Origin of the sequence: Brachyspira pilosicoli P43/6/78 (genome assembly GCF_000325665.1) — a bacterium.
Lineage (GTDB): Bacteria > Spirochaetota > Brachyspiria > Brachyspirales > Brachyspiraceae > Brachyspira > Brachyspira pilosicoli.
Map to the genome: position 1 here is coordinate 937,241 of NC_019908.1, position 25,102 is coordinate 962,342.

Consider the following 25,102-nt stretch of genomic DNA (forward strand, 5'->3'; position numbering starts at 1 on the left):
AATGTTTAATGTACTTACATTTGGAGAACTTTTATATGATGTGTATAACGATGTATCTGTTATAGGAGGAGCACCTTTTAATTATTCAATTCAGTTATCTAGACTTTTGAATAATGATGACAAATTAAAGTTTATAACATCATTAGGTAATGATGAATTAGCTAATAATGCTATGGATTTTATAAAAAAAGAAAATATTGATTCTTCTCTAATACAAATAAACAATAATTATAATACAGGAAAAGCAACTGTATTTCTTAATGAAAAAAAAGTTCCTGATTACATCATTCATGAAAATGCTGCTTGGGATAATATAGAATATAATGAAAAGATAGAAAATGCATTAAAAGAAAAATATGATTTATTTTATTTCAATATTCTATCTCAAAGAAATGAATGTTCATATAATACTATAAAGAAAATATATAATAATATTAATTCTAAATACAAAATATGCGATGTAACTTTTAGAAAAACTTATTATACAAAAGAAAAGATAAAAGAAGCATTAGAGTTTATTAATATATTAAAAATAAATGATGATGAACTTTATACTATAAAAAACATATTCTATCCGTCATTAGAAAATGATAATGAAAAGCTTTTAAAAGCAATAAACAAAGATTTCAATATTGAATATATATTTTTAACACTTGGTGCCGAGGGAGCTTCTGTACTTTATGAGGGTGAATATATATTTAGAGCATCAAATAAAGTAAAAGTAGTTGATACTGTTGGAGCTGGCGATTCGTTTGCTGCTGCTTTAAGCTACGCTATTTTAAATAATTTAGATATAAGAAAGGTACTTGATTTTGCCTCAACTGTTTCTGAACAAATGGTGCAGTTAAAGGGAGGCACTGCAAAATATAATACTCTAGAAGTAAAAAAATTATTTAATATTTAATCTTTACCTGTATAGTATTTGTATTTTGTTTTTGTTAAAAATCTTATATACTTAAAATTGCCGGTATATATTTCTTCTTTTATAATATACTCTCTTATATTATCATAAAATGTTTGCAAATCAGTTTGCATTAATTCATCTATATAGCTAGATTTGTTTTTTGATATATAATCATAGAGTCTTTTATGAAGAAGTAAATATACATAATTTTCTGGCGGAGTACTAGATTTTATCACCCCGCTATAAACTATATCATTAGAATTATTTTCTAAAGCTTTTTTAGCCATGTAAATATTATTGCTGTATATTGATTTACCCTCAGGCGAAAACAAATAAGAAGCATCTATATAAAAAACATATTCTTTATTGTCTGATGAGAGCAAATTATCAAACTTTCTTATTATTCTAAAAGTTTTATTTAGATTATAATTTTCTTGTGCGTAGAGAAAATGTATAATTAAAAAAAACAAATAAAATAATAATTAATCTCATAATAATTATTTAGGTATAGACCTAAGAAGTCTTGTAAAATCAGCGTCCTTAGGAAATATTTTTAAAGCTTCTTCTAATATAGTATTAGCATTATTATATCTTTTGCTATTATACTCAGTAACAGCATAATTATAATATGATACTTTAAGATTTCTTTTTAAAACAGTAGTATTTTCTCCCAAGTCTTCTATGCCTTGTTTATATATATTTATAGCAGAAGGGAAATCTTTTTTATTTAAATAACCAGCACCTATAGTGTTATAATAATGCTCTGTATTTTTTTTAGTCATAGTATTGTTAGGGTTAAACTCATATGCTTCTTTAAGATATGTGTATGACTTTTCATAATCTTTAGTTTTTAAAGCATCTAATGCTGCTCTATTATAAGCATTAACTAAGTTTTCATTATACATCTCAGTATATGGAGATAAATAATAAGCCTTTTTAGCCATAGTTAATTGCTTATCCAAATCATTTTCAATTTTTCTTAATGAAATAGAATTAGGATATAATGTTGCTATTAAAGTGAGAATATCAGCATCATTTCTATTATTATAATTTTGTTTAGGCACAAAAGTAACTATAGTAGAAGTTCCTGTATTTCTTATTTCTTTAGTACCAGGATTAAAGCCTTTTGCTACAGTAGTTTCTACATCAATAGGACCTTTCTCTGTATAAACGGTACAAAAAGCATGACTAGAAGTTAATACTCCTTTAACCTCATAACCAAACTCGCTATAAAGAAGATAATAAAGTATAGAAGAACTTAAACAATTATATTCTCCTTTAGAAATCATATCCTGAAATAAAGTAGAAGTTTCAAAATATTTTTTTAATATTCCTTTATCATATATCCATAGCAAAAGTCTATTTCCAAAATCATAAGCCCCCTCATCTACGTACTGAGAAAGCTCATCTTTTGCCATCTTTCTAATATCATCTAATTTCTCTCTATAAAACTTAAACTCATCTTCATCTGTGATTCCAGAAGCTATAATAAAACCGTCATAATATAACTCTATATCATTTGTATCGCCATTATCTATTTTTGTAAAGAACTCTTTTTCTAATGGTGTTAATTCGGTTTCATCAAATTTTATCTTATCTGAAGGCTTAGAATATACTATTAGAGAAACAATAAACAATAATATTATTACATATTTTTTCATTTTTTATAAACCCTATTAGCTAATAAATAATTTAATTAATTAAGTTTGTCTAATTCATCTCTATATTTAGCAGCATCTTCATATCTTTCTTCTTTTATAGCCTGATCCAACAATCTCTGTATCTCTTCTTTAGTTTTGACATTATTATTATTATTATTTACAGCATTATTTTCTTCTGACTCAGAAACCTCTTCCTCATTATCAAATCTCTGATACACAAAAGGAACAGCAGAAGCCTCTTCGCCATTTTCAAGTATAATGCCAGCTTTTTCTATAACATGCTCTTCTACATAAATAGGACATTTAAACTCTAAAGCTAATGCTATAGCATCAGAAGGTCTGGAATCTATAAAAACATTGTTCTTATCATATTCAATAACAAGTTTAGCAAAATAAGTATCCATATGTATATTGTCTATAATTACATTAACTAATTTGATATTACAAGTATTAAATATTTTATTAATAAGGTCATGAGTTAGAGGTCTTTCTTTTTTATAGCCTATAAGACTAGTCATAATAGATTGAGCTTCTAAGGTAGCTATAGATATAGGAATAACTTTTTCAGTATTTTCTGGCTTTAACATTACAACGAAATATTTATCTGTTATAGCCAAATTAAGTATTTTTGCTTCAACCACTTTTAAATACCTCTCATTATAATATTAATATATATGTTTGATTTGTCAAGGACATTTTTTTACATATTATCTACTTAATTTTTAATAAAAACTCTTTAGATATAAAAATAGTAAATAAAATAAGTATTAAAGCACTAATAGCAGCACTTATATATGGAGTAATAGCAAATAGCAATGATATAATAGCAGTAGTTACAATAGCAAGTATTATTATTATTATCTCAAACAATATAAAGAGTACAATATTCTTTTTATTTATTTTCTTTTTTTCTTCTGGTTTTTTATACGGTATAGGTTTTCTCATAATTTACACTTCCATTTTTTTAATAATTAGTATCTATATCCAAAGAAGCTCTTGATATCCAAGTTTCTTCTTTTTTATTAACTTCAACTATTAAGTATCCTTCTTCAGTAATATCTTTAACTAAGGCAGTAATTTCCTCATCATCTTTTTTTGCCTTTATAACTCTGCCTATCATATTGCTGTATTCTCTAAAATATTCTGATAATTTTTTTTCGCTTGTATATACTTCCTCAAAGCATGTAATAAGTTCTTTATAAAACTCAGATAATTCTACTTTTAAATTAGTTTCCATATAAAAAGAAGTTGCCTTATGCTCTATATCTGACGGAAAATCCTCTTTTGTATGGTATAAATTAACACCCGTTCCAATTATGCAGGCATTTCTATTTTCTATAGGAGTAACCTGAATAAGTGTTCCTGATATTTTTCTATTTTTTACCAAAACATCATTAGGCCATTTTACATGAGCATTTACATTATATTTTTCTCTTAAGCATTTACTTAAAGCAATGCCAGGAAGAAAACTTAATGCCTCTTTTTTAAACGGAGTATATACTAATACACTAAACCATAAACCTAAATCATTATTAGATACCCATTTATTTCCATGCGTACCTTTTCCAGCTGTTTGTTTTAAAGCAATGTATACACTGCCCTCTTCTAACTTAATACCATTATTTAAATCTTCTATCATTTTAGTATTTGTACTTTCTAAAGATTCAAATATTTTTAAGTTTCTTCCATATATTTTTGTTTTTAAATTTTCTAAAAATATGTTAACTTCCATATTTTTATTATACATTTAAAAATGAATATATCAATATCTTTTTTATTATTTACATAAACCGCCAAATAAAATAAATGTACTTGACTTATAACAGTTATATATTATAATTTTGACGTACATTTTTAAGGAGTTAATATGAGCAGCGCTACATCAAATCAAATACTTGTATTTAAAATAAATAATGAATTATATGGTATGGATATTCTTAAAGTTCAAGAGATTTTAAGTTTTATGGCTCCTACTCCAATACCTAACTCTCCTGAATATTTTAAAGGAATTATAAATTTAAGAGGTACTATCATATTAGTAATAGATTTAAGATCTAGATTTCATTTTGATAAACCAATGGACCCAGAAAATTGCGTAATAGTTGTAGTTGCTATAGGAAATAAAAAATATGGACTCGTAGTTGATTCCGTTTCTGATGTACTTACTATCAATAATGAAAATATACAATCTGAAATAGATATACACTCTGGAATAGACAGCAGATACATCAATGGTCTAGTAAAAGCTAATGAACAGATGATTATATTAGTGGATATAGATAAAGTATTTTTGGAAAATGAACTTGATAGTTTGACAAATAAAGTAAATAATTCAATAGTGCAGTAAAATATATGTCATCACACAGAATACTTAGAGTTAATGAAAATATAAAACAAATACTATCAACTATTCTTTTAAGAGAGATAGAAGACCCTCGTATAAAAAACAACTTGGTTACTATAACTCGTATTGATACAGCAAAAGACTTGAAAGAGGCTAAAGTATATTTTGTATGTTTAGACCCTAGTAAACAAAATGAGGTATTAAACGGGCTTAATAGTGCTAAGGGAGTTATATTCTCTTATTTAAGAAAACAGCTTACTATAAGATATGTTCCTAATCTTACTTTCTATTATGATAAAACATTAATGGAAACCAATAAAGTATTAAGCGAAATAAGAAGCTTAGACATAAAAGAAGATAGTCAAGAAGAAGAATAAAAAAATATCGGAGTAAAAATGCCTATCAAATCCAAGACAGATAGAAAAAAAATAACAACTACAAAAAAAGATATATTAAAAAGAATATCAAATGCTAAAAACATAACAATTACAGGTCATAGAAATCCTGATGGGGATTGTATATGTTCAGGACTTGCCTTATCACTGCTTATAAAAAAAGTATTTAAAAAGAAATCTTATGTTGTTAATACAGATAAGATGCCTAAAGAATTAAAAAATGTACTCAATATAGATAAAGTTATTTTTGAAGTTAATGAAAATAATTTGCCTAAAAAAGATGTGCTTATAATACTTGATTCTGGAGATATAGAAAGAATTGGTTGGATTGCCGATATCACTAGCGAATATAATGAAGTAATATTTATAGACCATCATAAAGTAAGAAATATTAATGGCGTTACCATGTTTTATGATGATATTAAAGCTGCTGCTACTTGCGAGATAATATTTGACATATTTTCATCATATCTTAAAAACATGGATTCTACTATAGCTACCCTACTCTATTGCGGTCTTTCAACAGATACAGGCGGGTTTGTTTTTAGCAACACTACAGAGAGAACATTGCTTTTTGCTTCAAAGATGATGTACTAAAAAAGTTAATATAGAAAGTTTAGGTAATGTTGTAAGAAAGAGATATTCAAAAACAGATGTAGAAGCCTTAGTTTATATGTATAATGAGATGGTAATAGATGAAGATAAAAAGATTGGTTATTTATGCTTAAAAGAAGAGATTAACGGACATAATTTAAAAGATATTAGCGTAAGTGCATCTGACACTCTTATACAAATGCAAGATGTATTAATAGGTTTTATAGTACATGAAAGCGATTATAATTTCAGAGTAAGTATAAGAAGCAGATGTAAAAAAGACATAAGAGAGATAGCAGAATCATTTGGAGGCGGCGGACACCCTAAAGCTTCAGGATTTACAGTATCAAAAGAAAAATATAAAACTAAAGAAGAATTAGTAAAAGCTATAAAAGAAAAGATAGTTTCATTATTAGAATCTTAAATTTATGCAAAAAGACAATATCATAATCTACACAGACGGCGGCTGCAGAGGAAACCCAGGTATAGGAGCTTGGGGAGCTATATTACTTAGTGAGAAACATAATTTAAGGCTAGAAATAGGCGAAAGCGAAGAGCATACAACAAACAATAAAATGGAGATGCAGGCTGCAATTAAGGCTCTTGAAAGACTTAAACATTCTCATAATATAAAATTATATAGTGATAGTGCTTATTTAGTTAATGGAATGAATAGCTGGATTTATTCTTGGCAAAAAAATAATTGGATTAAAAGTGATAAAAAGCCTGTTGAAAATAAAGACTATTGGCTAAAATTAATAGAACTATCAAAAAAACATAGTATTGAGTTTATAAAAGTGAAAGGACACTCATCAAACAAAGAAAACAACCGTGCCGATGAGATAGTAAATATATTGATGGACGAACATATAAAAAACGGCAGTATATCTGAGTTTTACAACAAAACTGATATAAACTAAAGATTTTAAGTTTGTCAAAAATATTACTATATATAAAATAAAAAACTTATAAAATATAGCTATTTTATATATAACCAAAAATACTAAAAAATAACTTGAAAAAAGGTTTATTAGTGATAAAATTAACTTTAGTAATAAGAAATATCCAAAATATTTTAAGGAAACAATAATGCAAACAAGAGTATATAAAGCAGGGTCTATAGTATATTTTGCTGGAGATAATTCTGATAGAGTTTATATTCTAAAACAGGGTCAAGCCCAGAGTATATTTTTATCAGAAGAGACAGGGCATGAAACTAGAGAATTAATAAATGTAGGTGAGTTTTTTGGCGTAAAAAGTATACTAGGTACTTATCCTCAAGAAGATACTGTTCAATGTTTAACGGATTGCGTTATTATTATTTTAACATATAGCGAATTTGAAAGTTTAGTTTCAAAAAATAAGCCAATAATCATAAAAATGCTTAAAGTATTTTCAAATCAATTAAGAAGAATAAACAGAAAAGTAGGAATATTAGTAGAAAACACAATAGATGAAGAAGGTCCTTCACCATTAGAGGGATTATATAATATTGGTGAGTTTTATTTCAAAGCTAAAAAATATAAAAATGCACTATATGCCTATAAAAGATATATACAATCTGCTGATGAGGATTCTGTATTTTATCATACTGTAGAGCAAAGAATAAAAGAATGTAAAGGCTTATTAAATATAACAGATGATAGTAATATAGCTCCATTAGAAGACAGCACAACAGAAGAACCAACTATAATAACTAAGCCAAGCACATCTATAGAAAATAGTTCTATTAACAATAAAGATTATGATAGAGCTTTAGAGTTTTATGAGAGAGGCGATTATGTGAACGCTATAAAATCATTTAATGCTCTTATAAAAAATGAAGATAAAGATGTGGCTGAAAACTCTATATTTTATATGGGGAAAGCTTATTATTATATTAATAAATATGATAATGCTTCTAAGGTTTTATTATCAGCAATAAAAACATATCCAAAATCAAAAAATGTAAAAGAGGCAATATTATATTTAGGTAAAAGCTTTGCTAGTATTGGGGATAAAAATAAGGCAAAAGCATATTATCAAAAAGTTATGTCTATACCTCCAATGGATAGTTTATCACAAGAGGCTAATGACAGTATACAAAAACTTAATTAAGGATAAAAAATGGATAATATATATTCACATACAAAAAAATATGAAGCTGATGATATAATATTTTTGGAATATGAAACAGGTAATAAATTTTACATGGTTCAAAGCGGCTCTGTAAAAATAACCAAAGTAATAAAAGATGTAGAAAAATTATTAGATATAGTTTATCCAGGAGATTTCTTTGGAGAGATGGCTATACTTGAAGGTACAACAAGAAGTGCTTCTGCTATAGCAAATGAACCTACTACACTGCTTGAACTAACAAAAGAAAACTTCCAAACAATATTGGGAAATAATACAGCTATGGCATTAAAATTATCTAAAATGCTTGCCAAAAGAATATTTGATGCAAAGAGAAGATTATTAATACTTCAATTGCCTGAAACTGATTTAAGAGTTTATGATTGTCTATTATTATTAGCTGAACTTCAAAATATACCAAGAGACCATTATTATGACCCTCAAGAATTAAATGCTACTATAGCTGATATAGCTAATTGGTGCGGTATCAATGTTAATGATGTACAGAAAGTATTAAACAACTTGATTAAATCCGGTAAAATTGATGTACATACTAATACAATAAAGGTAAGAAACTTAAAAGAAATACAAAGACAAATAGACTTAAAAAGAAAAAAATAATTATTCTTTTATGCTATTCTGTAAATTAGTAAAAGATTTTTTAGTATACAATAATTCTTATTTACTCTTGTATTATTTATAAAGGAAATACAGTTATGCTTGAATTTGAACCTATAAGTTTAGATAAACAAAAATTATATAATAAATATTTTTCTATCACGCCAGAACAATCTGCTGATTATACTTTTATGAACCTTTTTGGTCTTAAAGATATATATATGCTAGAATGGGCTTTTACAGAAAAACTAGTATGGATTAGACAACGCTCGCCTTATACAATATATTGGGCTCCTGTTGGAGATTGGTTTAATACTAATTTTTGTAATGATATGAGTCCTTGTGAAATATCAAAAGAATCTATAATTAGAATACCTAAAGAGTTAGCTTTATTTTGGGATAAATATACTAAAATAAGCGTAAAAGAAGTGAGAGATGAATGGGAATATTTATATGATGTTGATGAATTAATTAATTTAAGCGGAAAAAAATTTCATAACAAAAAAAACTTATATAATCAATTTATAAAAAATGATTTTGAATATAAAAACATAGATATAGAAAATGAAGAGATGATTAAGGATATATTTGAGTTTGAAAAGAAGTGGGAAATAAATGAAATGCAAAACAATAACGAAGAAATAAAAACAGAATGCGAAGCTTTTGATAAAAATAAATTATTAACACATGAAGTTCGTGCTGAGGCAGATATTATGATGATAAATAGTCTTATAAATAATTGGAAAAAAATTGACGGAATCACTGGAGGAGCTATATATATAAATAAAAAAATCGTAGCATACACTATAGCAGATTTTACTATGAGAGATACTATAGTTGTGCATTCTGAAAGAGGAGATAGAGATTATAAAGGAAGTTATCAGGCTATAAACAGACTATTTTTAGAAAACAATAAAAGAGATGGATATAAGTTTGTAAACAGAGAGCAAGATGTTGGAGATTTGGGACTTAGAAAGGCTAAATTATCTTATAATCCTGTTAAGTTTGTGGAGAAATATTCTGGATTTTGCACTGGAAAATAAATAGTAAAAGAAAAAATAAATAAACAAGCCCTATAGATTTTTTTTACAATCAATCTATAGGGCTTTTATATATATAAATCAAACACATACTTTGTCTAAATAAATTTCTTTAGCTTTAGAGTAAAACTCTGAAGCTTTATCATAATTACCATTAATAAATTCAATGTTTCCTAAATGGAAATAATCGCTTGATTTTGGAGAATGTTTTATATTCTCTAAATATTCTTTTTTGCTCTTTTCTATATTAGGGTAATTATCTTCTAATTTTCTATTTCTTAAATTTTTCAAAGCTATAGTTTCAGGGCTGTCAGCAGGATACATTTCTAAAGCCTGTAAATACATGTTTTCTGCCCTCTTATAATCTTTTAGCTCATGCAAACAAACTCCATAATAATGATAATCATTATAATCTGCTAAATTATTATCAACTAAAACCTCATAAAATTTCATAGCTTCTTTGTATTTATTATTAGCAAAGAAATAATTAGCCAAAAATACCAAAGCTATTCTATCTCTATTGTCTATCTTTAATATATATTTAGCTGTATCTATTCCCTTATCTTCTTCTTTTAAAACACTACATAAAGATAAAAACTCATAATAAGGAACAAGGTCATTTCCATTATATAAAGCAACACCCTTTTTATAATGTTCAAAAGCCTCTTGTAACTTGCATTCTTTTTTGGAAATAGAGCCTAATATAAAATAAGCCTCAGCTGCCATCCAATATTCTAAGAAAGTATTTAAGAAAACTTTAGCATGTTCATAATCACCATTATTAAACAAAGTAATAGCTATCTTTAAATAAGACTTCATATCTTCGCCATTACTTAATCTAATACTTCTTTTCAATGCCTCAACTGCTTCAGTATTAATTCCTTTCTTCAATAATTCTTCGGCAAGATTACTCAACTTTGTAGCTTTAGTATTGATAGACACAGTATTTCTCCTTAAATTATATATTAGTGAAAAGGTCTAGCATAAACTTCACTAGAAAATTCACTTTCTATATCTCCTCCTTCACCACCTATAGTTGTTACTCTAAAGTAGTAAAGCTTTCCATATTCTAAATTATTAATAACATACTCAGTTTGATTGCCATTAACTATAATAGGATTATAATCATTATATATTCCAGATTTAGTACCGTAATATATTTTATATCCAGTTACATTTTCATGACTTCCTTCCCAATTTAAAACTATAGAATTATTAGCAACAATAGCCTTTAAATTAGTAGGTGCCTGAGGAGTTCTTCCTTCATGATAAACTATCTCAACTTTATTTAATGAAGGAGTATATTCCATAGATGAATCACTTTCTAATAATGCCTTAACTTGAATATATTTAGTTTTAGGACTCATTATAATATTATTAGTTGAATCTAAAAGTGTCCATTCTATATTGCTGTCTTCTTCAGAAAAATATTCATTAGAAGTTCTATAATAAACATATACGCCTGTAGCATTAGTAGTTTTTGCTATATAATTTATCTCATCTATAAAAATATTATCGCTATTAAATTGCATTACTTTGCTTAATACTTCACCGCTTGGCAAATATTTTTCCAAGTTAAAATCTCTTTTATAATCTGGACTAAAATAAAATCCGTCCATGCCGCCTATAAAACCCTGTCCTAAATATATAGGAGCAATACTAATATTACTTATATCTAATACATATGGAGAGCCCATTCTATCTCCTGTACTAGTTAAATAAATAACTTGGTCTTCAAGCCCATCTATATATTTTACCAATTTTCCGGTTTTAGAATCAAAACTAATGCTATGATGTCTCCACTCATTTTCTTTTAAATATTCACCCTCAGACAAAGTAACATTAGTATATTTACCATTATACATAAACAAATTATTAAACTGCCAAACTAAACGTCCGTCTATTATATTAGCTCTAATACCTGCATATTTGCTAGTATCACCATCTTGATATATAGATGTCTTTGATAAAACCTTTGAGTTCATTCTTATCTTATAAGGATTTAGATAAAACTCTATTGTAAAACTATTTACTAAAAAATTATCAAAAAATGAATAACCTTTATTTTCTATCTTTACAAAAGATTTTATATTTGGAAACAAAACTCCAACACCGGCATTTGCTCCTTGCATATACTTTATATCTCTGCTATAAGTTACTCCGGAATAATTAACTTTATTCATTATATCTTTTGAAAATAAGCTTGATATATCTTTTCTGCTATAAGATAAACTTCCAGAATTATTTAAACTAAAGCTATTAGTTGTATTATTAAGACTGCTAGAATATATATTATTAGTATCTGCAAATATATTATAAACGCTTTGGGCAGCATTAATATTTAAACTTAATGTAAAAGCCATTAAAATAGCTATATATCGCATATTTAAACCCATATTAAAATATTACTACATAACTATTCGGATATAATTAATTTTACATTATTAAAAAAATACTATAACAAATATAGAATTAATGTTTTTATGAGAAATTAATAAAAAAATTATATATTTTTATATTAAACATCTAATACAATTAAATGATTATCATCACTATCAAAATGGTCGCACATATAAATCTTATGATTATTTTTTTCTATAATAGTATTTACTTTTACTCTATTATGCCCTACAACCTGATTATAATCAAAACAGCCATCTTCTTTTAAATCATGAATATCTGCCCATAGTATACCAGCAAACATACTCATTCCTCCCCTTCTATATGAGGCAATATTACAATCTTCTTTGCACTTTGAATAAACCATATTAATGTTTTTGGCTATATCAGTAAAATCTTTAATATCATATTTTTTCTTTATATAATTAATCCAGCCATTTGTAATTCCAGCATGAGTAAATACATAATCTTTTAATACATAAACCACATTAAATATATCTTTATTATCATTAAAAATTTTATTAAGTTCACAAGCATAGCTTTTTCTATATCTGCTTGCTGTAGGATATCCTACTATATATTGAAAATCATGATTTCCTATAAGAAGCTCAACTTTGGAATTATTATCTCTTTTAAACTCTATCACATCTTTTAAATTATCAGCAATTTCTTTATCTGTAAAAGTAACCCAGCTATCATCGCTATAATCACCCAAAAAAACTATCTTATCAAAATTATTATCTTTTAATAAATGTTTCCAGCAAGGCTTACCATGCAAATCACCAATAACGGCAACTTTCATATTGTCACCTCCAAAACAAATTGCATAATATTTAAAGTATAATTATACAAAAATGAAAAATCAAGCATATTTTTACATAATTATTAAGTATATAATTTATTGACATCGTATAATAAAAGATTTATAATCACTAATTAATTAGGAATTATTAATGCAAAAAATAAATATATCAAAAAATAATATAAAAGACATTATAATAGCTATTAGTTTTATTCTAATAATTTCTATTATTTATATAGTACCATTTGTTACAATAGATATTTATAAACTTACAAATAATTTATCTAATTTGGAAATATTTTTTAATACAGAATTTGTATTCCTATTAAAAATATTATTTTCTTCTTTAATACCTATTAGTTTTTTTATACTTAATATTTTATTTTCAATCAACAAAATATGCTTAAAATCTATAATTATAACAGCAGCAATAATATTTATAATATCAATTTATTTATATAGCTTGCCATATGAACTATTAATAAAAACAAATATATCAAAAGAATATATAAAATTATTAATTCATATATTCTCTGCTAATATGCTTATTATTTTTGCATTGGCTCTTTCATATATTAAATATGATATAAAACAATTATCTCATTTATACGACTTCTATACTATGATAGCTGAAATTGTTATATGGGCATTTTTATTATATTTTGTATTATTTGTTATCTTGGCATCAATATTTGCTTTACTTAAATTAAATAATCAATTAGATATAAAACGCCTTACTATATTTTTAGTACAAAACAATATGCTTAACTTAAAAATATTATATACTATATTTATTATCTTAAACTCTTCTATAATATATTTAGCTTATCTTCTATATAATAAAATGCAAAACACTAAATTATCAATAACACTATCAAGAACTATAAGTATATTCATATCAATAAGCTCTCTATCATTAATAATACTAAACTTAAAAAACAATATATTATTATCTCATAAATTATTTTTTTATTTATATGTATTATTTTTAATTATATTTATAAAAACAATTTTCCTGTTTAGAGCAGATAAAAAGCTAGATAAATACGAATATGTTTGCTATATAATATCAAATATATTTATTATTATATTTTCTTTATTTTTAATAATAAAAGATAATACAAAGTTATTCATTGCTATAATATTATTTAATGCAATATACAATATAATTTTATCTATAATAAAAAAAAGAGAGTTTATATTTTATTATAATTTCATTTACATAATTTTATTTATCATTTTACTATTTGCTTGACTTTTTAAATAGTTATATTACACTATTTATGGGAGATAAAGAATGAAAAAAGTATTTTTATTTGTATTATTAATTGGTTCAATATCCTATTATAATCTTACTGCTGTTGATGTAAGTTTAGGTTTTGTAGGTCAATTTGCTATGAGTGGTGCTGTTGCTGATTCATCTTCAATATTACCATCAAGTTTTAGAGATTTTGATATGGGATATTCTTTTTTGGTTGGAATAAAAAATAATATAACTGACAATACAGCAATATCAATACTTGCAGACCTTGGATATTATCATGATGGTTATGCTTTGAAATATGATATAAATGGAAGCAGAGCAACTGAAAATTATCAATTTGATAGTTTTATGGTTGGAGGAATGTTTAAATTCCATTTCTTTTTCATGTCTTTATCAGCCGGAGGCGGTGTAAAAATACCTATTAGCGGTTCCTATCGTATAGAAGATAATTATTCTAACCCATTAGGATATAGCGGAAAATACTATCTTGACAGAGGCGACATAACTGACATTTTTGACAATGCTTTAATACCATATGTGAAAGTTTCTTTAGATTTCCATATATTAAATTATCTTCTTATAGGAGTATATGTTAATTACGATTTTGCTCTAAAGTTTAATAATAGTGATTATTTGAGTAATGTTAGAGTAGCAAAAGAATCTATAAGTTCATTAGATATAGGATTGCAACTTGGATATTTCTTAAATATTTCTGGAAATAGATAGGATTAAAAAATGAATAGATTAAATAATTTTTTAGATATTAGTGAAGAAGTAAAAACTGCATTAGATGAAAAAAAAGCAGTAGTTGCATTAGAAAGTACAATAATATCACATGGTATGCCTTATCCTGAAAACATAGAAAGTGCATTAAATTGCGAAAAGATAATCAGAGAAAATAATGCCGTACCTGCTACTATTGCCATAATAAAAGGCAAAATAAAAATAGGTCTAAACAAAGACGAACTTGAATATATGGGAAGTACCAAAGATATTACAAAAGCAAGCAGGAGAGATTTACCTGCAATACTTGCTTTAAAAAAAGATGGTGCTACAACCGTAACTACAACTATGATAGCTTCTTCTCTTGCTGGAATAAAAGTATTTGCCACAGGAGGAATTGGAGGAGTTCATAGATATGCACAAGATACTTTTGATATATCTGCAGATTTGCAGGAACTTGCTAAAACAAATGTTGCTGTAGTATGTGCTGGTGCTAAATCAATATTAGATTTAGGGCTTACTTTAGAATATCTTGAAACTTTTGGGGTTCCTGTACTTGGTTATAAGACTTCTAAATTCCCTAATTTTTATACAAGAGACAGCGGTTTTGATGTGGATTATAAAATAGATACTATAGAAGATATAGCAAATATTCTTCACACAAAATGGTCTTTAGGATTAAACGGAGGGGTTGTTGTATGTAACCCTATACCAGAAGAATATGAAATGGATAAAAGCTATATAGACAAAGTAATAGAAGATACTGTAAAAGAAGCAAAAGATAAAAATATATCTGGTAAGAAAGTAACTCCTTTTATATTGGCTAAGCTTCATAGTGTAACAGAAAACAAGAGCCTTAAAGCTAATAAAGAATTAGTTTATAATAATTGCCGTGTAGCTGCGAATATTGCTTATAGTTATTCTAAACTAAATTAAATTACTTGACAGATTTTTATTTTGATATATATTTCTTTGTTAAAATAGTTTAATTATTTTATTAAATTAATTGGAGATAAAAAATTATGCCTACTTATGAATATAAATGTAAAAAATGCGGACATGAGTTTGAAGAGTTCCAGTCTATGACTGCTGAACCTAAAGCTAAATGTCCTATATGTAAGGGAACTGCTAAAAGAATAATTTCTTTAAATGCTGGTGTAATATTTAAAGGTTCTGGCTTTTATGTTAATGATTATAAAGGAAAAAATAGCACATCATCATCTTCTTCTTCAAGCAGCTCAAAACCTAGTAAACCTAAAACAAGCTGCTGAGGAGTTTGATTAATAAGCTTATAGGTTATAAGCTATAAAAAAATATATAATAAAAAATTAAGTTATATGCCAAAAAAAATATCTATAATGAATGTATCAGAAGAGGATTTATCTAAATTCTGTATTGAAAATAATTTTCCTAAGTTTCATGCATCTCAAATATTAAATTGGATATATAAAAAATATGCTATATCCTTTGATGAAATGAGTAATATTCCAAAAGATTTGAGAGTTTTATTAGACGAAAATTATTTTATACATAATTCTAAAATAGAATCCATAACAGAAGATGAATACGGTACAAGAAAACTATTAATATCATTATATGATAAGAAAAAAATAGAATCTGTAATACTTGGTAAAAATGACAGAGTAACTTTTTGTTTATCATCACAAGTTGGCTGCGGATATGGTTGTGCTTTTTGTGCTACTGGAAGTATGGGGCTATCTAGAAACCTTACTGCTGATGAAATACTTGCTGAGTTTATATTAATGCGTGCAGTTACTAAAAAAGTTAATTCTATAGTGTTTATGGGTATGGGTGAGCCTTTAGCTAATACAAAAAATTTATTCAAAGCAATAGATACTATTAATTCATATAAAGGATTTAATTTAGGTATAAGGCATATAACAATATCCACATCTGGAGAAGTTGCGGGAATAAAACAATTAATAGAGAGAGATTTAGATTGCAGATTGGCTGTTTCTTTACACTCACTTAAAAATGAAGTACGCGACAAAATAATGCCTATAAATAAAAGATATCCAATAGAAAACCTTATCAACATACTTAAAAGATACAGTAAAAATGGAAAAAGAATGATTACTTTTGAATGGGTATTAATAAAAGATGTTAATGATTCTGTTAATGATGCTTATAGATTAGTAAACTTAAAAAAAGAGTTTCCTTTCAAAGTTAATATTATACCGATGAACCCGGTAGAACATGCACCAGAGCTTCAAAGACCAAATAAAGATATTATATTAAGATTCAAATCCATATTAAAAGATAATGGTATAGAAGTTGTTGAGAGATTTAAACAAGGTCAAGAAATTTTAGCAGGATGCGGTCAGCTTGCTGTAAAAAATCAATAACATTACAAAATAATATTTAATTTCTATTTCTACTATTTAAATAATTCATAAGCCTATCAAAATCGGCATTTAAAATTAAATCTTCTGGAAAGTTAATATCTTCAAGCATATTCAAAGCAGCTTCATGATTGCCTACATTATATTTTGAATGAGAATCTGATGTAACTACAATATTTAAATTATACTTCTTACATAGTAATGCCACTTCTTTGCAATTTGTATCGCTACCCTTTCTCACTTTAAAAGAAGCAGAATTAATCTCTATAAGTTTATTATAGTCTTTACAAAGTTTAATTATCTTTTCCATGTCAAATGCAAACTTAGGATTTCCTACATGCCCAAGACAATCAACATAACTATTCTTTATTAAACCAATATATCCATTAGTATGAGACTCTATATTTGAAGGAGTAATAGAATCCTCATGATAAGAAGCTATAACAAAATCTAAACATTCAAGAACATTTTTTCTTAAATCAATATTTCCATCATAATCTATAATATTAGCCTCAGCACCTCTAAGTACTCTAATACCATTAACATATTCAGGTATATTATGCATAGACCTAAAATGCACAGGCTTTGCACCATCGCTAGATTTAGGACCATGATCAGTAATAGCAACAGCTAAAAAACCTTTATCTTTAGCAGCATTTATAATCTCATCTACAGTACTAAAAGCATGCTGGCTAACTATTGTATGTGTATGCAAATCAGCTATTATTTTCATTAGCAGGTAAAATCCTTATAGACTTTTAGCCATATCTACTATAATGTCTTCTACTTTCTCTAAGCCTATATAATCGCTATTAAAACAAGCATGATAATTTCTAGCATCGCCCCATACTCTTCCAGTGTAATAATTATAATGTTTAGCTCTTAATTTGTCTCTATCTTTAAGAATCTTCTCTACACTATTACTATCCAATTTATATTCATTAACAGCTCTATTTATTTTACTTTGCATATCTGAATGTATAAAAATATTAATACAATTATCAAATTTCTCTAAAACATAATCAGCACATCTTCCAACTATAACGCAAGAATGTTTACTAGCAATTTCTTTTATAACATTGCTTTGAGCAAAAAACATAGTATCCTGTAAAGACTCACCATTACCAAAAACCATATTACCAGCATAAGAACCAGATATAGCAAAATTAAAAAGAGATGGAGAAGTTAATTTCTGCTCATTTTCTTTTATATAATCTGGAGAAAATCCAGTTTTATCAGAAGCCATTTCTATAATAGCCTTATCATAAAAGGCAATACCCAATTTTTTAGCAACATCTTCTCCTATAAATCTTCCTCCGCTTCCAAACTCTCTGCTAATAGTAATAATAATTTTTTTATCCATAAAGATTTCCTCCAATAATTTTTAATCTCTTGACAAATCAGCCCCTACTTCCTTCATTTTTAATAATATATCATCTGTAGGTTTTTCTTTAGCTATAATAGGTTCTCTAAACAAATTAATATCATTATTTTTGGCGTCCTCAACCCAATCTCGCATCCATTTTCCATCACCCCAACTATAAGAACCAAAGAAAAATACTCTTTTATTCTTGAGAACAGACTTTATATCATTATACATCGGTAAAAACTCACTATCCTCCAAAGTTTCAGCTCCCATGGCAGGACAGCCTAAAGCGATTATCGAATATTCTTCAGCTTTATTTCTGTCAAAATTATAAGCCTTAAACATATCCGCTTGACATTTTTGAAGTTCTATACCCTCTTTAAGAGCATTTGCCATAAGCCTAGTATTACCTGTTTTACTCCAGACAACTATAGCTATTTTTTTATTCATAAATTTACTTTTTTAAATTTTCTTTTTGCTTCTTCTATAGACTTCGATGCCTCTTCCAATGATTTGCTTAAAGTATCTTCAGCATTCTTTTTAACATCTTCTATAGTATCTTCTGCCTTATCCAAACCATTATCTATAGCATCATTAGCAGTATTTAAGCCCTCATCTATTTTTTCATCAACATTCTCAAGCAGTTTATCAACTTGTTTTTCTATATTCTTTTTATCTTTTTCACAGGAAACAAAAAATATCAATGAAATAATAGATAATACAAAAAATATTCGCTTCATAAAAAGTCCTTATCTAAGATATTATAATTATATTAATAATACACTATTTGTCAAGATAATATAACTTTTTAATCTTTCCAAACTTGACCAGTCTGACATCCGCCTATAAACATTATAGTTATTTTATTATTAGTCATTAATTGACCTAATGCTTCTGTTTCAAAATCAAATCCATCTTTTCCTTTTAATTCAAAATCTACAGCAAACCAAATGCCTAATGTTATATCATCTACTCTATTTTTCTTATCCATATCTAATAAATACAATTCAGGCTCTTTATTTAACTCACAACCTATATTAGCTAAAAACATATCAAATTTTGCTTTAAATGCAGTATAAACATCATTAGTAGATATTGGAGCAGTTGGTCTTTTTCTCCATTTTGATTTTACTGACATAGATAATGGTCCTGAAGGAATAGGATTAGGAATTGACTTATACATAAAATCAGTAAATACTTCTTTAACATTAATTGGACTATTTGGAACTTCAAAAGATAAAGTAGATATTTGACTATTAATATAATTTAAAGTAATAACAATATTATTAGTTATAACATTCGTAACATAATTTGTTTCAAAAGCACCGTCTAAAACATTATTAGGGTCAAGTATATTAGGACGCTGCTGCTGACATGATGAAATAAGAATAAAAAATACAGATAAAAATAAAACTAAGCTTTTCATAGGAGTTATCCTCTTATATTTACATACTTCTTACTTAATATAAAATCTATATTTAAATAGTATGTAAACATTTATTTAAAAAGCAATAATAAAATATATACAAAATTATTTATTTAACAAAAATAAACTATAAAAACAACAATTACATAGAATATTTTATAATATATATCATAAAACTATCAAGATATAGGAGCACTAGATACATATACATTAATTCTATATTTATTTTTTATAGTCTCTGAATTATATATATTAGTGGCTTTGGCTAATCTATCATTATATTTCTCAACCAAAAAATCAGCATCTTTAACCTTTGGAGCAAGTATTACCTCTTTTAATGCCTTATTATCAAATAAATATAAATAATTTTTGTAAGAACGTTTCATATTATCATCTATATGCAAAGGATTGCTTCCATATTCTAAAAGCTGTATAATACGCATCTCCTGCTCTTCTACAAATGATGAATCTTTTATTAAATATTGTATATTCATAAGAAGCTGACAAGAATATTCTAACTCTTCACTATTAAAAGACTTTATAATATCAAATATATTATTAAAAATATAACCTATTTTATTTTTTAACTTATCATAAAAATCATTCCCCTCATTCCAAAGAGTATGATAATTTTTATTTAAATCTATTATAAGTGAATTGTAATCAGATTCTGAAGGGTTAAATATTATTTCATTTTTTCTATAATTATAATAAAGCACATAGTATAATGGCAAAGTATTCTCTTCATAAGACTCTATATAAGAATTATTCTCTTTATTATAAGAAAAAGAAAAAAGTATACTAGAGTTTATATTATTAAAAGAAGTATCAAAAAAAGATTTATTAAACACTAAACAACAGCCTGTTCCTTCTTTATTATCATTTTTACCATATAATCTATACATAGTGAGAGAATCTTTACATCTGCTAAAAGAAGTTTGTAATGCAATAAAATTACTCACTTTAGAATGCTTTACATTTAAGCTATTATCTCTAAGAAGCTGCATTAAAACTTTACCCTCTTTAGGATCATTAGCATTTTTTACACTTGTCATTCTAAACTTATTTTTCTTAAGATAGCTATTATAATTTTTTAAATTAGCCTCTTCAGTTTTATCATATCTTTTGTCAAAAGCCATCTCATCAAATACTTCTATACTAGTATAATGAGATATCTCTTCTATATTATCATAATCTTTTACTGATATTAAATATAAAAGTATATACTGAAGTATCCATAATCTCTTTAATTTATTTTTATCAGCAATATCTCTCGTAACAAAATAAAAATATTCTTCTTTTTCCTTTATCCAAAAGCTCTCTTGACTTAATATAATATTTATTAGTTTATCTATATCTATAAAATATATAAACTTTGATATAATATTAAAAATATTAACAGACTTATATTTATCTACACTTATTAAAATATCCAAAGCTTTATCATATTCTTTTAAAGATATTAAAGAATTGGCCTTAGAAAAATAAACTCTCTCACAAATAGAATTATCATCAATATAATTATACTCAATCATATCGCTGTCATCTATATCTGATTTATTAGTGTTTTTTATCTCTTTTGATTTTAAAATATCTATAGCCTTATCAAAATATTCTATAGCCTCTTTATATTTATTTATTCTATTTAAACAATTTCCTTTATTTAAATAAACTATCTCTAAATATTGATTGCTCTCTATTGCCTTATCATACATTTTAAGAGCGTTATCTATCTCTCCAAGCTTCTCCAACATAATAGCAACATTTAAATAAGCATATTCATACCCTAACTTACCTGCTATATTAAAATAATCTAAAGCATCTTGATAACGTTCCAATTTTGAATATATTATACCTATATTAAAATAAGATATTTCAGATTTATCATTTATTTCTATAGCCATATTAAAAGAAGACAAAGCATCATCATAAGCATTTAACTTAGCAAGTATTATACCCTTATTAATAAAAGCCTTTTCATATAAAGGATTTACACTTATAGCCTTATCATAAAACTCTATAGACTTTTCGTATTGATTTAAATAATATAGAGTTAATGCCTTTTTGTAGTAAGCTCTTGCAAAATATATCTCTTTATAATTATTATCCAAATCTCCGCTGTAGGTATAAAAATACTCTATAATTTTATCATATAATCTAAGAGCGGAAGCATATTTAGTTAAGCCAAAATATAATCTAGCCTGAATAAACCAACTATCTATTTTATCTTTCACAGTCATAATATAAATCCTTTATTTTATATTAATACATTTTTTATTATTAGCAACATTTAAAAATAACTTATAATAAAAAATAAAATTTGACAAAAAGTTATGTTATTATATAATAGATATTAATTTTATTCGCTCGGGTGGTGGAATAGGTAGACACAACAGCTTGAGGTGCTGTCGGGTAACACCGTGCTGGTTCAAGTCCAGTCTCGAGCAATTTTTTTATAAATATTTACTCGCTTCTTTTATACTCAAATTAGACATATTATCTTTATGCTTATTAATAAAATCTATAACCCATTTGGAATTAGTTTTGCTGTAATCTCTAAGTACCCAGCCTATAGCTTTATTTATAAAAAACTCATTTTGATTTAAATTATTAATTATTATCTCTTCAAGTAAATTAGTGTTTGTATTATTTTTTCTTAGAAGCTGATGACATATAGCAATTCTTCTAAGCCAAAAATTATCATCTAAAGACCATTCTAATAATATTGAATCGACACTCTCATCTCTCAAAGCAATGTCTCCAATTATTCTATGAAAGCCATCAACACTGTCCCACCATGATTTTGTTAATATATATTCTTTTAATTTTTCAATATGGCTTTTATTTAAATATTTTTTCTTTAAACTCAAATAATCAATAGCACAATATTGAAACTCTCTATATTTACTCTTAAAACATTTATCTGTAAAATTAAAATCAATATATTCTGTTTTTTTGTATTCTTTAAAAATGTTGTTTTCTATATTTTTTCTGCTTTTAGAATCCACACCCAAAAACTCAAATTTGTTTTTCATGTATGCAGACATCTCTTTAGCTTTTTTGCTATTTTGCAATTTTGTTAATTGTTCAAATATATCATTTAGCATAATTAAATATATTTATTCAAAATCTTTTAAGTGGCCTTTTGAGACCTTTTTAAATGCTCTTAAGTAATATTTTATATCGTCTAAATCTCTAATAGACAATACTTTATGCATTAAAAACTGAGGGGTAAAACTTAAATTATAAAGCTTTTGTATCCAAGATTTTATTTTCTCTTCGCCGACATCTGTTTTCATTATAGCAGTACGCATATCATAATCTTCCCAATTTTCTGTGGTAAGCCAATTTTCTCTTTTACATTGATTAAATAATTCTGTACCAGGATATGGAATTATAATTGTCGCCTGCATAGTTTTAGCATAACCTTTTAGAAGAAGTTTTTTAGTAAGCTCATAAGTTTTCTCAATATCTTCTTCAGTTTCCCAAGGATATCCAAGCATTACTGTGATATGAGGAGATAACCCTGCATCAGATGCTGCTTTACAGGAAGGAAGTATCTCTTCAACTTTATTGCCTTTTATGAGTCTGTCTAATGTATTTTGACTTGCTGATTCTAAACCAAACAACAAGAATCTAAACCCTGCCTTTTTCATAAGTCTGTATTCATCTTCATTACAAGCACCGAAACGCATATTACAGTCTATATTAACTTTTTTATTTAGCTTTTTGTCTATCATAAGATTACAAAAATCATTAAGCCATTTCTTTACAGGAAAACAACCAGTGTCGTCCATTATCTCTCTTATATTGTATTTATTGTAAAGAAAATCCACTTCATCAACTACATTCTCAGCGGTTCTCGCACGGAAGTTTGTATATATACCAGTCCAAGAACAAAAAGTACATCTATGATGCCAGCAGTCACGCCCAGCCATTATATAAGTACCAGGAATGCGTTTGAAGTTTCCATTGTCATAAGCATACCTTTTCCACTCTGTTAAATCTCTGTCTATAAACGGTAGACTTTTTAAATCATGTCTTAATTCAAAGAAACCTGTATTTTTTATAGTTTCATTTTCTCTATAGTATATGCCTTTTTCTAATTGTGTTTTTCCGTTTAAATATTCAATCAAGTTTAAAAGCAAAAAGTCATAATCGCCGCCTGTAAGCAAATAATCAACCTTACAGTTATTCATAGTCTCATCAGGCATAGCAGTAACATGGTCTCCTGCAATAACAACAATCATATTTTTGTATTTTGCTTTTAAATCATCAACTATTTTCCAAGCTTTATATATAACAGGTGTCTTTACTTCAAAAAATAATAAATCAGGTGTATTAGAATCCAAATACTCATACCATTCTTTAGTAGTCATATTTCTTGCAATAGCATCAATAAAATCTACTTTATAGCCTGCATTTTTTATCATAGTTGCAGCAGTGGCAGGCACAACAGGATAAATATATGTTGGGCTTTTGAACCATTGAAATTGTCTGTTTTGTGAAAGCAATGCCACTCCCCTATCGCTTTCAAATGGAGGATAGCCTATATATATTCTGTTTATTTTATTCATACATTAAACCTTTTCAAATTCTAAAACTATTAACATAATTATAAATTATTACTTTATTAATAGCAAATTGCAAACAATTTAATTACTATATAATAAAAAAGCATAAGGATTATAAAAAACCTCATGCTTTATATAAAAGATTATTTATTAAAAAATACCATTATGGCTTCACCTGTATAACAACTACCTTAAAAGATTCTATTGCCTTTAATGAATGTTTAGCATTAGCAGGTATTAAAATAGATTCTCCCTCAGACAATACATAAGCATCATTTTCTATAGTCATCTCAAACTTACCGTCTATAGTGATAACCAACACATCACCTGTGCTGCTATGAGTTGGTATGCTTCTATCTTTATCTACAGAAAGTATTTTTATTGCTAAATTATCTCTATCAACCAAAGTTAATGCAGAGTTAATCTCTACAGTATCTTTTAATGATAATACTTTTTTATAATCTATATTATTAATAAAATTTGGCATCGCAATATCCTTTTAATTTTTTCAAA

Annotated in this window: 29 protein-coding genes, 1 tRNA gene and 1 pseudogene; 14 read left to right on the forward strand and 17 right to left on the reverse strand. The window is 26.3% G+C overall.

Annotated elements, in window-relative coordinates; translation table 11 throughout:
• Window position 1 precedes the first annotated feature (1 nt).
• Complete coding sequence (locus BPP43_RS04150) at window positions 2-904, forward strand: carbohydrate kinase family protein (protein WP_015274265.1); 903 nt, start codon at window positions 2-4, stop codon at window positions 902-904.
• Here BPP43_RS04150 and BPP43_RS04155 read toward each other — a convergent pair.
• From BPP43_RS04155 to BPP43_RS04175, 5 genes are all read right to left on the reverse strand, one after another.
• Window positions 901-1,374, reverse strand: a complete 474-nt coding sequence (locus tag BPP43_RS04155) for a hypothetical protein (RefSeq protein WP_015274266.1) — start codon at window positions 1,372-1,374, stop codon at window positions 901-903. The genes BPP43_RS04150 and BPP43_RS04155 overlap by 4 nt on opposite strands.
• A gap of 27 nt (window positions 1,375-1,401) precedes the next feature.
• Window positions 1,402-2,565, reverse strand: coding sequence for a tetratricopeptide repeat protein (locus BPP43_RS04160; protein WP_013245054.1), 1,164 nt, complete (start codon window positions 2,563-2,565; stop codon window positions 1,402-1,404).
• A 35-nt stretch (window positions 2,566-2,600) separates the two neighbouring features.
• Window positions 2,601-3,206, reverse strand: a complete 606-nt coding sequence (locus tag BPP43_RS04165) for a bifunctional nuclease family protein (protein WP_015274267.1) — start codon at window positions 3,204-3,206, stop codon at window positions 2,601-2,603.
• Between the two features lie 70 nt (window positions 3,207-3,276).
• Window positions 3,277-3,510, reverse strand: a complete 234-nt coding sequence (locus tag BPP43_RS04170; RefSeq protein ID WP_013245052.1) for a hypothetical protein — start codon at window positions 3,508-3,510, stop codon at window positions 3,277-3,279.
• Between the two features lie 19 nt (window positions 3,511-3,529).
• Window positions 3,530-4,297, reverse strand: coding sequence for a biotin--[acetyl-CoA-carboxylase] ligase (locus tag BPP43_RS04175; protein ID WP_041752865.1), 768 nt, complete (start codon window positions 4,295-4,297; stop codon window positions 3,530-3,532).
• Window positions 4,298-4,432: 135 nt separating this feature from the next.
• Here BPP43_RS04175 and BPP43_RS04180 point away from each other — a divergent pair, with 135 nt between their 5' ends.
• The 7 genes and pseudogenes from BPP43_RS04180 (at window position 4,433) to BPP43_RS04210 (ending at window position 9,674) form a co-directional block, all read left to right on the forward strand.
• The gene (locus tag BPP43_RS04180) at window positions 4,433-4,912 is read left to right on the forward strand and encodes a chemotaxis protein CheW (RefSeq protein ID WP_013245050.1); all 480 of its coding nucleotides are present in this window, start codon (window positions 4,433-4,435) and stop codon (window positions 4,910-4,912) included.
• A 5-nt stretch (window positions 4,913-4,917) separates the two neighbouring features.
• Window positions 4,918-5,286 carry a 30S ribosome-binding factor RbfA gene (gene rbfA, locus BPP43_RS04185; RefSeq protein ID WP_013245049.1) on the forward strand — a complete coding sequence of 123 codons (369 nt, stop codon included), beginning with the start codon at window positions 4,918-4,920 and terminating at the stop codon, window positions 5,284-5,286.
• A gap of 18 nt (window positions 5,287-5,304) precedes the next feature.
• Window positions 5,305-6,322, forward strand: a pseudogene (locus BPP43_RS12660) (DHH family phosphoesterase).
• A 4-nt stretch (window positions 6,323-6,326) separates the two neighbouring features.
• A complete protein-coding gene (gene rnhA, locus BPP43_RS04195) occupies window positions 6,327-6,818 on the forward strand; it encodes a ribonuclease HI (protein WP_013245047.1) in 492 nt (163 codons plus the stop codon).
• 169 nt (window positions 6,819-6,987) lie between these two features.
• Complete coding sequence (locus BPP43_RS04200; protein WP_014932850.1) at window positions 6,988-7,995, forward strand: tetratricopeptide repeat protein; 1,008 nt, start codon at window positions 6,988-6,990, stop codon at window positions 7,993-7,995.
• Window positions 7,996-8,004: 9 nt separating this feature from the next.
• Window positions 8,005-8,634, forward strand: a complete 630-nt coding sequence (locus BPP43_RS04205; RefSeq protein ID WP_013245045.1) for a Crp/Fnr family transcriptional regulator — start codon at window positions 8,005-8,007, stop codon at window positions 8,632-8,634.
• A gap of 95 nt (window positions 8,635-8,729) precedes the next feature.
• Window positions 8,730-9,674, forward strand: coding sequence for a DUF2156 domain-containing protein (locus BPP43_RS04210; protein WP_015274269.1), 945 nt, complete (start codon window positions 8,730-8,732; stop codon window positions 9,672-9,674).
• Window positions 9,675-9,752: 78 nt separating this feature from the next.
• Here BPP43_RS04210 and BPP43_RS04215 read toward each other — a convergent pair whose 3' ends face one another.
• The 3 genes from BPP43_RS04215 to BPP43_RS04225 form a co-directional block, all read right to left on the reverse strand.
• On the reverse strand, window positions 9,753-10,613 hold the full coding sequence (locus tag BPP43_RS04215) for a tetratricopeptide repeat protein (protein WP_013245043.1): 861 nt from the start codon (window positions 10,611-10,613) through the stop codon (window positions 9,753-9,755).
• Between the two features lie 23 nt (window positions 10,614-10,636).
• Entirely contained in the window at window positions 10,637-12,067 is a 1,431-nt protein-coding gene (locus BPP43_RS04220; RefSeq protein WP_015274270.1) for a fibronectin type III domain-containing protein, read from the reverse strand.
• 122 nt (window positions 12,068-12,189) lie between these two features.
• Window positions 12,190-12,873: a metallophosphoesterase gene (locus BPP43_RS04225; protein ID WP_013245041.1), complete on the reverse strand. Its 684-nt coding sequence runs from the start codon at window positions 12,871-12,873 to the stop codon at window positions 12,190-12,192.
• A gap of 151 nt (window positions 12,874-13,024) precedes the next feature.
• On the opposite strand from BPP43_RS04225, the gene BPP43_RS04230 reads away from it, so the two are divergent.
• The 5 genes from BPP43_RS04230 to rlmN all read left to right on the forward strand — a co-directional run bounded on the left by BPP43_RS04230 (window position 13,025) and on the right by rlmN (window position 17,226).
• On the forward strand, window positions 13,025-14,128 hold the full coding sequence (locus tag BPP43_RS04230; protein WP_015274271.1) for a hypothetical protein: 1,104 nt from the start codon (window positions 13,025-13,027) through the stop codon (window positions 14,126-14,128).
• Window positions 14,129-14,170: 42 nt separating this feature from the next.
• Complete coding sequence (locus tag BPP43_RS04235; RefSeq protein ID WP_015274272.1) at window positions 14,171-14,863, forward strand: hypothetical protein; 693 nt, start codon at window positions 14,171-14,173, stop codon at window positions 14,861-14,863.
• A 9-nt stretch (window positions 14,864-14,872) separates the two neighbouring features.
• Window positions 14,873-15,796 (forward strand): pseudouridine-5'-phosphate glycosidase, encoded by a 924-nt coding sequence (locus BPP43_RS04240; RefSeq protein ID WP_014936250.1) that lies wholly within the window; start codon window positions 14,873-14,875, stop codon window positions 15,794-15,796.
• Between the two features lie 86 nt (window positions 15,797-15,882).
• Entirely contained in the window at window positions 15,883-16,131 is a 249-nt protein-coding gene (locus BPP43_RS04245; protein ID WP_015274273.1) for an FmdB family zinc ribbon protein, read from the forward strand.
• Between the two features lie 66 nt (window positions 16,132-16,197).
• Window positions 16,198-17,226 (forward strand): dual-specificity RNA methyltransferase RlmN, encoded by a 1,029-nt coding sequence (gene rlmN / locus BPP43_RS04250; RefSeq protein ID WP_013245035.1) that lies wholly within the window; start codon window positions 16,198-16,200, stop codon window positions 17,224-17,226.
• A gap of 16 nt (window positions 17,227-17,242) precedes the next feature.
• Here the strand turns inward: rlmN and BPP43_RS04255 are convergent, their stop codons facing one another.
• From BPP43_RS04255 to BPP43_RS04280, 6 genes are all read right to left on the reverse strand, one after another.
• Complete coding sequence (locus BPP43_RS04255) at window positions 17,243-17,956, reverse strand: phosphatase (protein ID WP_013245034.1); 714 nt, start codon at window positions 17,954-17,956, stop codon at window positions 17,243-17,245.
• Between the two features lie 15 nt (window positions 17,957-17,971).
• Window positions 17,972-18,586, reverse strand: coding sequence for a cytidylate kinase-like family protein (locus tag BPP43_RS04260; protein WP_013245033.1), 615 nt, complete (start codon window positions 18,584-18,586; stop codon window positions 17,972-17,974).
• Window positions 18,587-18,607: 21 nt separating this feature from the next.
• Window positions 18,608-19,039, reverse strand: a complete 432-nt coding sequence (locus BPP43_RS04265) for a flavodoxin domain-containing protein (protein WP_014932842.1) — start codon at window positions 19,037-19,039, stop codon at window positions 18,608-18,610.
• On the reverse strand, window positions 19,036-19,329 hold the full coding sequence (locus BPP43_RS04270; protein ID WP_015274274.1) for a hypothetical protein: 294 nt from the start codon (window positions 19,327-19,329) through the stop codon (window positions 19,036-19,038). The genes BPP43_RS04265 and BPP43_RS04270 overlap by 4 nt, the downstream gene beginning before the upstream one ends.
• 68 nt (window positions 19,330-19,397) lie before the next feature.
• A complete protein-coding gene (locus BPP43_RS04275; RefSeq protein WP_015274275.1) occupies window positions 19,398-20,015 on the reverse strand; it encodes a hypothetical protein in 618 nt (205 codons plus the stop codon).
• A gap of 179 nt (window positions 20,016-20,194) precedes the next feature.
• Window positions 20,195-22,255: a tetratricopeptide repeat protein gene (locus BPP43_RS04280; RefSeq protein WP_015274276.1), complete on the reverse strand. Its 2,061-nt coding sequence runs from the start codon at window positions 22,253-22,255 to the stop codon at window positions 20,195-20,197.
• A 125-nt stretch (window positions 22,256-22,380) separates the two neighbouring features.
• Here BPP43_RS04280 and BPP43_RS04285 point away from each other — a divergent pair.
• Window positions 22,381-22,462, forward strand: a tRNA-Leu gene (locus BPP43_RS04285).
• Window positions 22,463-22,468: 6 nt separating this feature from the next.
• Here the strand turns inward: BPP43_RS04285 and BPP43_RS04290 are convergent.
• From BPP43_RS04290 to BPP43_RS04300, 3 genes are all read right to left on the reverse strand, one after another.
• On the reverse strand, window positions 22,469-23,122 hold the full coding sequence (locus BPP43_RS04290; protein WP_013245028.1) for a DNA alkylation repair protein: 654 nt from the start codon (window positions 23,120-23,122) through the stop codon (window positions 22,469-22,471).
• Window positions 23,123-23,134: 12 nt separating this feature from the next.
• A complete protein-coding gene (locus tag BPP43_RS04295; protein WP_014936257.1) occupies window positions 23,135-24,592 on the reverse strand; it encodes a B12-binding domain-containing radical SAM protein in 1,458 nt (485 codons plus the stop codon).
• 160 nt (window positions 24,593-24,752) lie between these two features.
• On the reverse strand, window positions 24,753-25,076 hold the full coding sequence (locus BPP43_RS04300) for a cupin domain-containing protein (protein WP_013245026.1): 324 nt from the start codon (window positions 25,074-25,076) through the stop codon (window positions 24,753-24,755).
• Window positions 25,077-25,102 lie beyond the last annotated feature (26 nt).